16 protein-coding genes are annotated in these 12,348 nt (G+C 65.5%); 10 read left to right on the top strand and 6 right to left on the bottom strand.

The genetic code is table 11. The features are described 5' to 3' along the window. Positions 1-47 precede the first annotated feature (47 nt). Entirely contained in the window at positions 48-431 is a 384-nt protein-coding gene (locus tag AC1Q6Z_RS20585) for a hypothetical protein (protein ID WP_492649073.1), read from the bottom strand. A gap of 180 nt (positions 432-611) precedes the next feature. Here AC1Q6Z_RS20585 and AC1Q6Z_RS20590 point away from each other — a divergent pair, with 180 nt between their 5' ends. Further along, positions 612-1,271 (top strand): glutathione S-transferase family protein, encoded by a 660-nt coding sequence (locus tag AC1Q6Z_RS20590; RefSeq protein WP_492649074.1) that lies wholly within the window; start codon positions 612-614, stop codon positions 1,269-1,271. On the opposite strand, the gene AC1Q6Z_RS20595 is transcribed toward AC1Q6Z_RS20590, so the two are convergent. After that, positions 1,255-2,175 carry a LysR substrate-binding domain-containing protein gene (locus tag AC1Q6Z_RS20595; RefSeq protein WP_492649075.1) on the bottom strand — a complete coding sequence of 307 codons (921 nt, stop codon included), beginning with the start codon at positions 2,173-2,175 and terminating at the stop codon, positions 1,255-1,257. The two genes, AC1Q6Z_RS20590 and AC1Q6Z_RS20595, sit on opposite strands and share 17 nt — an antisense overlap. A 103-nt stretch (positions 2,176-2,278) precedes the next feature. Between AC1Q6Z_RS20595 and AC1Q6Z_RS20600 the strand changes: the two genes are divergently transcribed. From AC1Q6Z_RS20600 to AC1Q6Z_RS20610, 3 genes are all read left to right on the top strand, one after another. After that, on the top strand, positions 2,279-2,473 hold the full coding sequence (locus AC1Q6Z_RS20600; RefSeq protein WP_492649076.1) for a hypothetical protein: 195 nt from the start codon (positions 2,279-2,281) through the stop codon (positions 2,471-2,473). A gap of 54 nt (positions 2,474-2,527) precedes the next feature. Further along, a complete protein-coding gene (locus tag AC1Q6Z_RS20605; protein ID WP_492649077.1) occupies positions 2,528-2,875 on the top strand; it encodes an MmcQ/YjbR family DNA-binding protein in 348 nt (115 codons plus the stop codon). Between the two features lie 106 nt (positions 2,876-2,981). Continuing rightward, on the top strand, positions 2,982-3,719 hold the full coding sequence (locus AC1Q6Z_RS20610; RefSeq protein ID WP_492649078.1) for a DUF4198 domain-containing protein: 738 nt from the start codon (positions 2,982-2,984) through the stop codon (positions 3,717-3,719). A gap of 40 nt (positions 3,720-3,759) precedes the next feature. On the opposite strand, the gene AC1Q6Z_RS20615 is transcribed toward AC1Q6Z_RS20610, so the two are convergent. Together AC1Q6Z_RS20615 and AC1Q6Z_RS20620 are read right to left on the bottom strand one after the other, a co-directional pair. Continuing rightward, positions 3,760-4,167: a VOC family protein gene (locus tag AC1Q6Z_RS20615; protein ID WP_492649079.1), complete on the bottom strand. Its 408-nt coding sequence runs from the start codon at positions 4,165-4,167 to the stop codon at positions 3,760-3,762. A gap of 108 nt (positions 4,168-4,275) precedes the next feature. Next, positions 4,276-4,638 carry a DUF4406 domain-containing protein gene (locus AC1Q6Z_RS20620; RefSeq protein ID WP_492649080.1) on the bottom strand — a complete coding sequence of 121 codons (363 nt, stop codon included), beginning with the start codon at positions 4,636-4,638 and terminating at the stop codon, positions 4,276-4,278. Positions 4,639-4,741: 103 nt separating this feature from the next. Here AC1Q6Z_RS20620 and AC1Q6Z_RS20625 point away from each other — a divergent pair, with 103 nt between their 5' ends. After that, positions 4,742-5,497 carry a DeoR/GlpR family DNA-binding transcription regulator gene (locus tag AC1Q6Z_RS20625; RefSeq protein ID WP_492649081.1) on the top strand — a complete coding sequence of 252 codons (756 nt, stop codon included), beginning with the start codon at positions 4,742-4,744 and terminating at the stop codon, positions 5,495-5,497. On the opposite strand, the gene AC1Q6Z_RS20630 is transcribed toward AC1Q6Z_RS20625, so the two are convergent. Beyond that, positions 5,498-6,505 carry an asparaginase gene (locus AC1Q6Z_RS20630; RefSeq protein WP_439631641.1) on the bottom strand — a complete coding sequence of 336 codons (1,008 nt, stop codon included), beginning with the start codon at positions 6,503-6,505 and terminating at the stop codon, positions 5,498-5,500. An 83-nt stretch (positions 6,506-6,588) separates the two neighbouring features. Between AC1Q6Z_RS20630 and AC1Q6Z_RS20635 the strand changes: the two genes are divergently transcribed. Then, on the top strand, positions 6,589-7,326 hold the full coding sequence (locus AC1Q6Z_RS20635; RefSeq protein ID WP_492649082.1) for a DUF3750 domain-containing protein: 738 nt from the start codon (positions 6,589-6,591) through the stop codon (positions 7,324-7,326). Here the strand turns inward: AC1Q6Z_RS20635 and AC1Q6Z_RS20640 are convergent. Continuing rightward, positions 7,323-8,189, bottom strand: coding sequence for a sigma-70 family RNA polymerase sigma factor (locus AC1Q6Z_RS20640; RefSeq protein WP_492649083.1), 867 nt, complete (start codon positions 8,187-8,189; stop codon positions 7,323-7,325). The genes AC1Q6Z_RS20635 and AC1Q6Z_RS20640 overlap by 4 nt on opposite strands. 108 nt (positions 8,190-8,297) lie before the next feature. Between AC1Q6Z_RS20640 and AC1Q6Z_RS20645 the strand changes: the two genes are divergently transcribed. The 4 genes from AC1Q6Z_RS20645 (at position 8,298) to AC1Q6Z_RS20660 (ending at position 12,321) form a co-directional block, all read left to right on the top strand. Then, on the top strand, positions 8,298-8,756 hold the full coding sequence (locus tag AC1Q6Z_RS20645) for a carboxymuconolactone decarboxylase family protein (RefSeq protein ID WP_492649084.1): 459 nt from the start codon (positions 8,298-8,300) through the stop codon (positions 8,754-8,756). Positions 8,757-8,974: 218 nt separating this feature from the next. Further along, positions 8,975-10,411 carry an MFS transporter gene (locus AC1Q6Z_RS20650; RefSeq protein ID WP_492649085.1) on the top strand — a complete coding sequence of 479 codons (1,437 nt, stop codon included), beginning with the start codon at positions 8,975-8,977 and terminating at the stop codon, positions 10,409-10,411. A gap of 114 nt (positions 10,412-10,525) precedes the next feature. After that, positions 10,526-11,500: a sensor domain-containing diguanylate cyclase gene (locus AC1Q6Z_RS20655; protein WP_492649086.1), complete on the top strand. Its 975-nt coding sequence runs from the start codon at positions 10,526-10,528 to the stop codon at positions 11,498-11,500. Positions 11,501-11,566: 66 nt separating this feature from the next. Next, a protein-coding gene (locus tag AC1Q6Z_RS20660; RefSeq protein WP_492649087.1) for an IS5 family transposase occupies positions 11,567-12,321 on the top strand; the annotation gives its coding sequence in 2 pieces (ribosomal slippage) (positions 11,567-11,900 and positions 11,900-12,321; 756 coding nt in all). The last annotated feature ends 27 nt before the right edge of the window (positions 12,322-12,348 follow it).

Here is a 12,348-nt window from a genome sequence, read left to right on the forward strand (position 1 = left end):
GGCTGGATTTCGGGCGCGCGGCGGCAGGCCGCGCGGATCACGGAAAATCAGGCAGACAGGAAGGGTGGTGCGCGCGGCGGGGCGCCGGGGCGGTCGCGCTTGGAATGAAGCGCCTCTTCGACGAGCGGCAGGGCGGCGACCAAACAGAAAGCCAGGTTGGCACCTGCAAGATCGGCCGGCTCCGGCATCAGCATGGCACCGCCGATGCGGCAGGCCTCGCACTTGATGGGCGTGGCGTGTCGGGTCTTGCCGTCGACGCTGCCATTGAGACAGAGGTCCGGCACCGTGCCGTCCGGCAGGGTATATTGCACGAGTTCGAGCGCCGTCGGCTCCAGAGCCGAGGCCGGCTGGTGGGCGAAACCGACGAACAGCAGGGCGACTGCGCAAAGCATGCGCAGGCAGGCAGCCCAGCTTGTCGTGCCTCGTGTCATCGGTCGTCCCTTCCGCAATCGCGCGGATATATCGGCCTTAATCCGATGGCGGCAGAACGTCAATGCGACAAAGCGGGCTCCACTGCCCGGCCATCACGACAATTCATCGATCGATCAGGCAAGCGCTCTACCGTTCCGCAAGAACGCCCCCTAATGTGCCGCCGCAATCAGGAGGATTCCATGCTTACCATCTACGGCGTCTATCGTTCCCGCGCCTCGCGCAACTATTGGCTGGCCGGCGAACTCGGCCTGCCCTTCACCTCCGTGCCGATCGTGCAGGCCTACCGGCTCGACGACGTGCAGGCGGCGGATGCGCCGATGAACACCCAGTCGCCGGAGTTTCTGGCCGTCAACCCGACCGGCCTCATCCCCTGCATCGACGACGGCGGCTTCGTGATGACGGAATCGCTGGCGATCAACCTCTACCTCGCCCGCAAGCACGGCGGCCCGCTTTCCGGCCAGACGGTGACGGAAGAGGCCGAGATGCTGCAATGGACGATGTGGGCGGCGACCGAGGTGGAGCCGCATGCGGTGAAGATCATCATGCTGCGCGATGTCCAGGCCGCAGAAAGCGAACAGGGGCGGCTGACGATCCGCGCCGCGAACAAGGCGCTGAAAAAGTGTTTCGCGCGGCTCGACCAGCACCTGGCCGCCACCGGCCATGTCGTCGGCGACCGCTTTACCGTGGCCGACCTCAACCTCGCGGAGGTGTTTCGCTACGCGATGAGCCAGACGGCGCTTTTCGACGCCGCGCCGAATGTGAAGGCCTGGCTGGAACAGTGCCAGTCGCGCGCCGCCTTCAAGGCCATGATGGAAACGCGGTCTAACGAGCCGGAATGATCGCGCCGGCAAAACCATCCTCGCCGTCTTCGGCGATGGCGTCGCGCAGCCAGCGCTTGAACAGCGAGACCTTGCGCGGCTCCGGCAGACCTGGGGCCGTCACGAAATAATAGCCCATGCCGGTATCCACCCGGATGGGGAACGGCGCCACGAGCCGCCCCTCACGCAGCGCCCAGGAGGCGAGCACCGGCCAGGCGAGCAGCACCCCCTGCCCGGCCAATGCGGCATCGAGGCAGAGCGAGGCATCGGAAAAGACGTGGCGGGCCTTCGGGGCCGGCACGCCGAAACCGGCGGCCTTCAGCCAGCGCTGCCAGGTGAAAGCATCGTTGCCATCGACCACCGCCGGCTGCGCCGACAGGTCCTGCGGCGTCCTGATGCCATCCGCCAGCGCCGGCGCGCAGACCGGGAACATCACCTGCGGCATCAGGAACTCCGCCGTCACATCCGGCCAGGCGCCGGGGCCGACGCGAATGCCGAGATCGACATCGGAGCGCGCGAGGTCGACCAGCGTTGTCGTCGCCTCGATGCGCAGGCTGATATCCGGATGGACGGCGGCGAAGCGGTCGATGCGGTGGATGAGCCAGCGCGACGCGAAGATCGGTGCCACGGAAATCGTCAGGATCGCATCGTCGCGGCGCTGCGTGGTCGCCACCGCCTCGGAAAGCTGGCGGAAGGCGGCGGAGAGGCGCGCGAGGAAGGGCGTGCTAGAGGCCGTCTCGCGCAGGCCCCGCGCGGTGCGCTCGAAGATCGCCCGGCCGAGCTGCTCCTCCGCCTTGATGACCTGCTGGCTGACGGCGCCGACCGTCACGCCGAGCTCGTCGGCCGCCGCCTGCAGCGAGCCGAGCCGGCCCACCGCTTCCAGCGCGCGAAGGCCGTTCAGATGCACGCGATTGAGGTTCTTCATATAGCTTTTCTATAGCCTCTTCCTGATCTGCTCGATTGCGCCGAGAGGGTTTTGGCGCGATTATCAGGCATCGACAATGATAACGAACCGCAAGGAGAAGGCAATGTTCAAGATTTTCTCCAGAGTGGCCGCGGCGCTGAAGGCCGAGGCGGACCCTGCGGACACGCCCGTCTGGATGCGCGATCCGCTCTCCCATCCCGATATCGAGACGATGGGTTCGCGCGCGCTCGGCGACCTGCCCTTCGGCCTGTTTCGCCCGCGGGTCTGCGTCGAGGAAAGCTGCAAACACCCGGCCTGATCCTCCCTCGAAGTCCTCCCCGCGCCGGTGTATCCTGCCCGGGGAGGATCTTGCATGCCGGATGACGAGAACGACGCGCTGCTGGCGCGGCTCCAGCGCCTCTCGCAGCACCTCCCGGGCGTCGAGACGGGCACATCCTATGGCACGCCAGCGCTGAAGGTGGCGGGAAAGCTGTTCCTGCGCATCAAGGATGCCGAGACGCTGGTGCTGATGGCGCCGCTCGACGAGAAGGAGCGCCTGATCGAGATGGCGCCCGACATCTACTACGAGACCGATCACTACCGCGGCTGGCCGGCCCTGCTCATCCGCGCGGCGGCGATCGACGACGCCGAATTGCAGCATCGGATCACCGAAGCCTGGCGCTACAAGGCGCCGGCAAAGCTGCGCAAGACGTTCGGCTGAACGCCACCCCCTCGCCCTTCCCTTTTTTCGAGACGCTTGACACCCTTCCCGCCGCAAGGTTAAACCGAATTTGTAACGTAATAACATTACCAATTCGGAGACCAAAATGCTGAGACGGATCATCGCTGTTTCGGGCGCGCTGTCGTTCGCCCTGCTTCTTCCCGCCACGGCCGGCGCGCATGGCGCCTGGGTGGCGGAGCGCTGGGGCGAACTCGGCGTCATCTATGGCCACGGCGCCGGCGACGATGCCTATGACCCGGCCCGCATCACGCAGGCGACCGCCATTGCCGAGGACGGCACGGCCGCGCCTGTCACCATCGACAAGCGCGACAAGCACGCGATCCTGAAGCCGGAGGGCGAGCCGGCCGCCATCGCGCTGACCTTCGACAACGGCTACTGGAGCGAAAAGGCGGACGGGACCTGGGTGAACGAGCCGAAGGACAAGGTGGCGGATGCCAAGGCGACCGGCCACTACATCAAGAACAGCCTCTCGCTGCTGCATGTGCATGACGCGCTGCCCGCCTTCCCGAAACAGGACCTGCAGATCGTTCCGCTCGACAATCCCATCGGCCGCAAGGCCGGCGACCCGATCCGGCTGCGCGTGCTCCACGATGGCAAGCCGCTTGCCGGCGCGGTCGTGACGCTCGACTACATCAATCAGGCCGCGCTGAAGAGCGAGCCGACGGATGCGGATGGCGAGGTCGTCGTGGCGATCCGCAACGACGGGCTGAACGTGCTTTCGGTCGACCATGGCGTGCCGCTGGAAAACGATCCGAAGGCCGATACGATCGGTTACACCGCGACGCTGAGCTTCGTCGCCGGAGCGCACAAGCACGACGATTGATGCGAAAAGGCCCGCGCCATGGGCCGCGGGCCTGACCTCGTCAGCCGATGGACTGGCCACCGGACTGATCCATAAACATGAACTCCCAGACATTGCCGTTGAGGTCCTGAAAGGAGCAGCCGTACATGGGGCCGAATTCGATGTTCGGCTGCCATTCGCGCGCACCGGCGGCGAGCGCCTTGGCCTTGATGTCGTCGATCTCCTGGCGGCTTGCGGCCGAAAGGCAGGTCAGCACCTGCGTCTGCTTTTCCGGATCCCCCACCTCGCCCTTCACGAACTGGGCGAATTTTGCTTCCGTCAGGTGCATGACGAAGATGTTTTCGTCCACCACCATGCAGGCGGCGGTGTCGTCGCTGAAGGCCTCGTTGAAGCCGTAGCCGAGCGCGCCGAAGAAGCGGCGGGTAGCCGCCAAGTCCTTGACGGGCAGGTTGACGAAGATCATGCGCATGGAAATCCTCCTTTTTGCTTGCTGTGCGGGATCCGCCACCGGCGGATCGCCCCGTCATGCCACAAGGACGTAAAGCGACGTCCGGTGCCGACAAGTCCGCGCAGATTTTTATGCCGCCGCACAGCCCGGCACGTCCTCCAGCCGGTGCCAGACCGGAATGCCGCGCTCGCGGGCGATGCGCACATCGTTGTCCGCCCCCTTGGAGGCACCGGGCAGCCGCAGCACGCCCTCGCACAGTTCGAGCAGGCGATGCGCCACGGGATAAAAGATTTCCTCGTGCAGCGCATCGCCGATCGTCTCGCCGCCCGCCGCACGCCAGACGGGCAGCGCCACCCATTCGCCGATCATCGGCACATGCCCGGCCTTGAACAGCGCATAGGACGGCGCCTCCAGCCGCTGCAAATTCTCCGCCATCTTTTGCGGATCGTCTCCTGTGCCCGAGCGATAGGGGCCGGCGATCAGGATCAGCATGATTTACTCCTTACTATCTTTCTTGCACGAAATATCCGGAATTTTCTGGATATTTCACGAATATTCGTGTAATTTCGTGCAGAGTCAAGACGGAGTGCGAAGCATGCTGACCAGCCAGCGCAAGGCCCTGATCGCCGAACGGCTGAATCGCGACGGCGAGATCGTCGCGAAGACGCTGGCGGCGGAACTGGATCTGTCGGAGGACACGATCCGACGGGATCTTAGGGAAATGGCGGCGGAGGGCCTCTTGAAACGGGTGCACGGCGGCGCGCTGCCGCTCTCCCCGCCCTTGCCGGATTTTGCCGCGCGCCAGTCGCTCGCGACGGATGAGAAGGCCGCACTCGGCGCCCGCGCAGCGTCTATGATCGCGCCGGGACAGGTGATCTTCCTCGACGGCGGCACGACCACGGCGGCGCTCGCGCGCGCGCTGCCCCGCAGCTTCCCCTTCACGGTCGTCACGCACAGCCCGACCATCGCCTGCGAACTCGAACGCCACCCGACCGCCGAGGTCGTGCTCATCGGCGGCAGGCTCTACAAACATTCGATGGTGACGATGGGCGCCATGGCGCTCGATGCGATCCGCGGCCTGAAGGCGGACATCTATTTCATGGGCGTCACCGCCGCCCACCCGACCCACGGCCTTACCACCGGCGACATGGAGGAAGCCGCCACCAAACGCACCATCACCGAAAACGCCGCCGCGACCTGGGTCCTGCTCACCCACGAAAAACTCGGCCGCGCCTCCCCCTGGAAGATCATGCCCCTCCCCACCGCCACCGGCCTCATCGCGCCGAGCGGCCTCACACGGGAGACGCTGGCGCCTTATCGGGAGGCGGGTGTCGAGATCGTCGAGGCCTGATCAGGCGGCAAACGCGTCCGTCACCCGGACATCGCCGACGTGGATGCCGTTCCAGTTGGACATGGAGCGGTTGGCCTGGGCCATCAGGGCGGCATGGAGGGCGGGTTCTTCGGTGAAGAAGCGGGCGAGCGTGGCGGCGACCATGCTTTCGGCGGCGCGGGTGGTGCCGTCCTCGCATTTCAGCGCGATGGCGATGCCCTTTTCGGGGATGGCGGCGCAGAAGACGCCTTCGGCACCGGTTTTCGCAAAGATGCGGCCGGGCGCGGTTTCCATGAGGCGGGTGCAGGCACGTTTCGTGCCGGCGACGTAGAAGGGTTCGGCCATGCAGGCCGCGATCAGCCGGCGCGAGGCCTTGGCGCGCTCGGGAGGCAGGCCCGTGCCGGTCGCCATCTTGGCGAAGCCGTGGGCGAGGTTTTTCAGCGGCACGGCGTAGGTCGGGATCGAGCAGCCGTCGGTGCCGCAATTGTCGGTGGCAAGCGCCGATCCCGTCAGGTTTTCCATGATGCCGCGGATTTCGGCCTGGACGGGGTGCTCGTAGCGCACATAGCCCTCAAGGTCCTTGCCCGTGTGGCAGGCGGCGCAGATGAAGCCGGCATGTTTGCCAGAGCAATTGTTGTGAAGGGCGGTCGGGTGGTCGAGCTGGCGGGCCTGGCCGATCAGGACGGGCTGCTCGAAGGACCAGTGGGCGCCGCATTCCAGCACGCTTTCATCGACGCCGGCGGCGGCGAGCATGGTGGCGGCTAGGCGCGCATGGGCCGGCTCGCCATTGTGCGAGGAGCAGGCGAGCGCCAGTTCGCGGTTGCCGAAGCCGTGCGCATCCGCGGCCCCGCTTTCGACGAGCGGCAGGCCCTGCATGGCCTTGCAGGCCGAGCGCGGGAAGACGACAGCGTCGATTTCGCCTTGCGAAAACACCACCTTGCCATCACCATCGACCGCCACGACCATGCCGCGATGGCGGCTTTCGACGAGATCGCCGCGCGTGACTTCGACAAGGACGGGGTTTGCCATATTCGTGCCCTCAAATTTCCGGTTTCGAATGCGGTATTATCCGAAATCCATGGATGTGGACACTCGGTTTGGAGAGACCTCGCATGAAATTCCTGAGGAACGTGTTCGTCCTCTTTCTCGTGATCTATCTCATGCCGGCGCTGGCCTCGGCGGGCTACTGGTACATCAAGGAGCGGCCGCAGAACTGGCGGGAGGCGAACTGGAAATCCGCCGGCATCCTGCCGAAAGCCGAAGACACGCCGCGGGCGACGATCCACATCTTTTCGGCCGCGACCGGCGGCCTGAAGGGCGCGGTGGCAAGCCACGCCTGGATCGTCACCAAGGAAGCCAATGCCAAAAGCTACAACCGCTATGACAAGGTCGGCTGGGGCACGCCCGTGCGCAAGAACGGCTATGCGCCGGATGCCTTCTGGTATTCCAACACGCCGCGCGTGGTGGTCAGCGTCAGCGGCGACGAGGCGGCGCGGCTGATCCCGAAGATCGAGCAGGCGATTGCCGCCTATCCTTATTCCAAGCCCGGCGGCTACCGCATCTGGCCGGGGCCGAACTCCAACACTTTCGTCGCCCATGTGCTGCGCAACGTGCCGGAACTCGGCGTCGTGCTGCCGCCGGATGCGGTGGGGCGCGATTACCTGCCGGAGGGCAAGCTCTTCGCCATCGATGCGGACGGCAAGGACGTGCATGCCACGCTCTACGGCCTGCTCGGCATCTCGGCGGGGCTGCGCTCCGGGCTCGAACTGCACATCATGGGCCTTGTCGCCGGCGTGGATTTTTATCGGCCGGCGATTAAGATCCCCGCCATCGGGCGCATCGGGGTCTAAAGATACTCCACCTCGAAGGCGGCGATGCGGGCCGGGTCGGCGATCGAGTCGATGGCGGTGATCTGGTCGCCCGCGACCTCCATGCGCACGACGATCCTGAGCTCGCCGCCGAGGATGACGGCGAGGCCGAAATGACCGTCGATGAGGGCGAGCCTTGCGGCGGTCGCCTTGCCCTTGAAGGTGGTCGCCACCGCCTGCGCGCCGTGGATTTCGGCCAGCGAGCCGAGCCGCACCGCATCTTCATCCGCATGGAAGACGACTTCCGGATCGAGCACGGCGAGCAGACCTGAGAAATCGGCATCGCGCGAGGCGGCGAGGAAGGCCGCGACGACACGCTTGCGGCGGTCGTAATCCGCAGCCGGTGTTTCCGGCAGGCCCTGCACGCGACGGCGCGCGCGGCTTGCGAGCTGCCGGGCGGCAACCGGCGTCTTGTCGACGATGCGGCCGATCTCCTCGAAGGGCACGTCGAACATGTCATGCAGGACAAAGGCGAGGCGCTCGGCGGGCGTCAGGCGCTCCAGCACGACCAGCAAGGCGAGGCCGACGGAATCGGCAAGGGCCGCCTCTTCGTCGGCCGCGGCACTCGGGTCGGCGTGCTGTATTTCGCCATCGTCACCGTCGATGGGGTCCTCGCGGCGCTTCGTGCGGGCGCGCAGCATGTCGAGGCAGATGCGGCCGACGATGGTCGTCAGCCAGCCGCCGAGATTGTCAATGCCGTCACCGCCGGCCCGCTCCAGCCGGAGCCAGGCCTCCTGCACCGCATCCTCGGCCTCGGCGCGCGAGCCCAGCATGCGGAAGGCGACGGTGCCGAGGCGCCCGCGTTCAGCCTCGAAATGTTCGGCCCAGAATTTTTTCTCGCTCATCTGTCACACTCCCTCGCTCAGCGGCGTCATGGCCATGACGAACGAAGCAGGCCCGGTGTGACAGGGTTCGCATTCGTCGAACGCGAAAACATTGCAAGGAGCGAAAAAATGCAATCCCGTATGAACAATATCGTCGCCGTTCTCCCCGAAGTCATGGGCGCATTGCAGGCGTTGCAGGGGGTCGCGCAGAAAACCGGCCTGCCGGAAAAGACCGCGAACCTCGTGCATCTGAGGGCAAGCCAGATCAACGGCTGCGGCTTCTGCGTCGACCTGCATCCGCGCATGATGAAGAAGGCCGGCGAGAGCGACCGGCGCATCTTCTCCGTCGCCGCCTGGCGCGAGGCGCCCTTCTACACCGACGCCGAACGCGCCGCGCTGGCGCTGACCGAGGCGCTGACCCGCATCGCCGACCGCGAGGAGCCGGTGCCGGACGCCGTCTGGAACGAGGCCGCCCGCCACTACGACGAAAAGACGCTGGCCGCCCTGGTCGTGGAGATCGCAGCGATCAATGTGTGGAACCGGTTTAACGTGGCGACGCGGCAGGTTGCTGGTGAATGGAACCCGTAACCTCGCCCACCCTCCGTCATCCTCGGGCTCGACCCGAGGATCCACGCGGCACCCGCGGCATGGATGGTCGGGTCAAGCCCGACCATGACGGAGGAGAGGCTGGCGCGGCTCTCTGCCCATCCGGACCCGCATTTTCAGTGAAAAGTCACGGCTTGCAGTCGGTTTGAAGCCGTGCGACGTCTGAAATCCATTCTTTTCGCATGCCAAGGCTCAATTCCATGTCCGATAGCGTCATCACCCCGAAGGAGGCCGCGCCGCGACTTTCCAGCCTGTTTTCCCGCGCCTATCTGTTCGGGACGCTAATGCTGGGCGGTGGGATCATGCTGCATGCGGTGGAGACCTATATTACTGCGACGCTGATGCCCTCGATCGTGCGCGATATCGGCGGGCTGCCGCTGTTTGCCTGGGCGACGACGATCTATGTCGCGGCCTCCGTGCTCGGCTCGACCTTCGTGGCGGTGCGGCCGAAGAGCGTGACGCTCAACCGCTGTTATGTCTTCGGCGCCGTGCTGTTCGGCGTCGGCAGCCTCGTCTGCGCCATCGCGCCGACCATGGAGACGGTGCTGGTCGGCCGGGCGATCCAGGGGCTCGGCGCCGGTTTCCTCGTGGCGCTCGGTTATGCCTTCATCCGCTTCGTCTATCCCGAACCGCTGTGGAGCACGGCCTCGACGCTCTATGCCGCCGTCTGGGGCATCGCGACCTTCCTCGGCCCGACGATCGGCGGCATCTTTGCCGCCGGCAGCGCCTGGCGCGAGGCCTTTGCGCTGCTCATCCCGCTGTCCATCTTGATGGCAGTCTCCGCGCCAAAACTGCTGCCTTCCGGCGAGGCCGAGCGGGTGACGACCAAGACGCCGTTCCTGCAGATCGTGCTGCTGGTCGCGGCCGTGGTCGTGCTGTCCTTCGCAAGTTCGGTGGATGCGCCGGCGATGCGCAGCCTCTTTGCGGCCTCAGCCGTGGTCGCGGTCATCGCCGCCATTACCATCGAGCGGCACACCGAAGCGCGGCTGCTGCCGGCCGGCACGATGCGCCTCACCTCGCCGCTTGCCCGCGTCTACCTCATCATGCTGATGCTGCTCGTCACCATCTGCTCGGATATCTACATTCCCTATTTCCTCCAGGTGCTGCACGGGGTGACGCCGCTCGTCTCCGGCTATCTCGTGGCGCTGCTGGCGCTCGGCTGGACGGCCGCGGCCTTTGCAACCGCAAACATCCGCGGGCGGCGCGCCAACCGGGTCATCGTCGGCGGCGCGCTGGTCGAGGCGGTTGCCACCGCGCTGCTCGTCGTCACGCTCGCCCGGCACAATCCGGCAGGCAGCCTGCCGCTGCTGGCGATCGCCACCATATTCATCTTCCTCATGGGTTTCGGCATCGGCCTCGGCTGGGCGCATCTCGTCACCCATGTGCTGCACCTGGCGCCGGCCGGCGAGACGGACAAGGCATCCGCGGCGATCACCACCATGCAGGCGCTCGGCGCGGCCTTCGGGGCGGCGATTGCCGGCATCATCGTCAACACGACCGGCCTCGTCGATCCCGGCGGCACGGAAGGTGCTGTGACGGCGGCGCGCTGGCTCTACCTGCTGCTCGCCATCCCGGCGGCCCTCGGCATGCTGCTTGCGACCACCCTTCCCGCGGGAAAGGCCACAAGCGCGGATTGAGGATTTGTTAACGGCATCCGGCAGTCCTCGTTGCGACACTGCCTCCTTCTGCCACAAAAGGCCCCTATCGTCCGGCGCAACGCCCTGACGATTCGGCCTTGGAAGGAAAAGCGGGTGAGACGCAGCAACGGGCACAGGGTGCCGGGCGAGAGCAGCAGGGCGCATGCCGATGCTATCCTGCCGCTTGCCGCCATCCGCGACCGGGCGACGACCGATCTCGTGCTCTCCGGGCTCGACGCCTCCGGCGTCGCCTTCGCGCTGTTTTCGCCGGACGACGAACTCTCCTATGGCTCGACGGCCTTCGCCGCCCTCTTCGACGTGCAGCCGGGCGCGCGCACCTTCGGCGACATCCTGCGCCATTGCCATGCCAATGGCGTCGGCCCGAAGATGAACGGGCCGATCGACGCCTTTCTCGCGATGGCGGCCGAAAAACGGCGCAGCAGCCCGCACCGCAGTTTCGAGATCGACATCAGCGACGACCGCTGGTTCCTGGTCAACGAGACGCTGCTGGCCGACGGCTGGCTGTGGAGCGTCTTTACCGACATCACCATGCTGAAATCGACCGAGCGCGTGTTGCAACTCGCCCGCGATGCCGCGCAGCACGCCGCCGATACGGACCCGCTCACCGGGCTTGTCAACCGCCGCGCGGCGATGGAGCGGCTGGATGCGGAAATGCGCGCGGCCTTCCGCGACTGCACGCAGCTCTCGCTGGTGCTGATCGACCTCGACCATTTCAAGACGATCAACGACCGCTACGGCCATGCCAAGGGCGACGATGTGCTTCGGCATTTCGCCGCCGCCGGCCGCCAGCAATTGCGCGGCGGCGATGTTTTCGCGCGTATCGGCGGCGAGGAATTCATGGTGCTGATGCCGGGCACCAGCATAAGGCAGGCGACGCAGGCCGTGGAGCGGCTTCGCAGCCATGTGCGCGAGGAGGAGAACCGCGCGGGGCTCTGCTGCACCTACACCATGTCCGCCGGCGTCGCGGAATATTGCGGCAATGCCGTGGAAGACCTGTTCGAGCGCGCCGACCGGGCGCTCTACAGCGCCAAGCACCTCGGCCGCGACCGCATCGAGCAGGCGCCGTAACGTCTAGGCTCAGGACCTATTAATTTGGTTTGAGCTGTGATTCACGGTTTCTGGAAGGAGACCGTGATGAGTGATTTGTTTCTGCTGAGCGAGAGCCAGATGGCTCGGATCGCACCGCATTTTCCCCTGGCTCATGGCGTTCCCCGCGTCGATGATCGTCGCGTCGTCAGTGGCATTGTCTACGTCATCAAGCATGGTCTGCAATGGAAGGACGCGCCAAAAGACTACGGGCCACACAAAACGCTCTATAACCGGTTCATCCGCTGCAGCCGCCTTGGCGTATTCGACGACATCTTCTCGGCGCTGGCCGGTGAAGGCCCAAGGCCGGAGCGTATCATGATCGACGCCACACATCTGAAAGCACACCGAACGGCGGCGAGCCTGCTCAAAAAGGGGATGTTCCCCGTCGTATCGGGCGAACCAAAGGCGGACTGAACTCCAAGCTGCACACCGTATGCGACGGCGAGGGACGCCCGATCATCATGCTGCTCAGTGAGGGCCAGATGAGCGACCATAGAGGCGCTCGTCTCATGCTGAATGCCTTGCCACCAGCCAGGACGCTGATTGCTGACCGTGGATATGACAGCAAGACCTTCCGGCAAGCCTTGGAGGCAAAGGGCATCGAACCCTGCATTCCTTCAAGCCGCAGCAGGAAGGTGCCATATTCCTATGACATGGCGCTCTACCGCAAACGCCACAAGGTCGAGAACCTCTTTGCCAAGCTCAAGGACTGGCGGCGCATCGCAACCCGATACGACCGGTGCGCGCATACTTTCTTCTCAGCCATCTGCATCGCAGCAACCGTCATCTTCTGGCTTTAATCAATGAGTCCTGAGCCTAGCTTTTAC

The sequence above is a fragment of the Shinella sp. GW835-FHT14H05 genome, assembly GCF_058793575.1.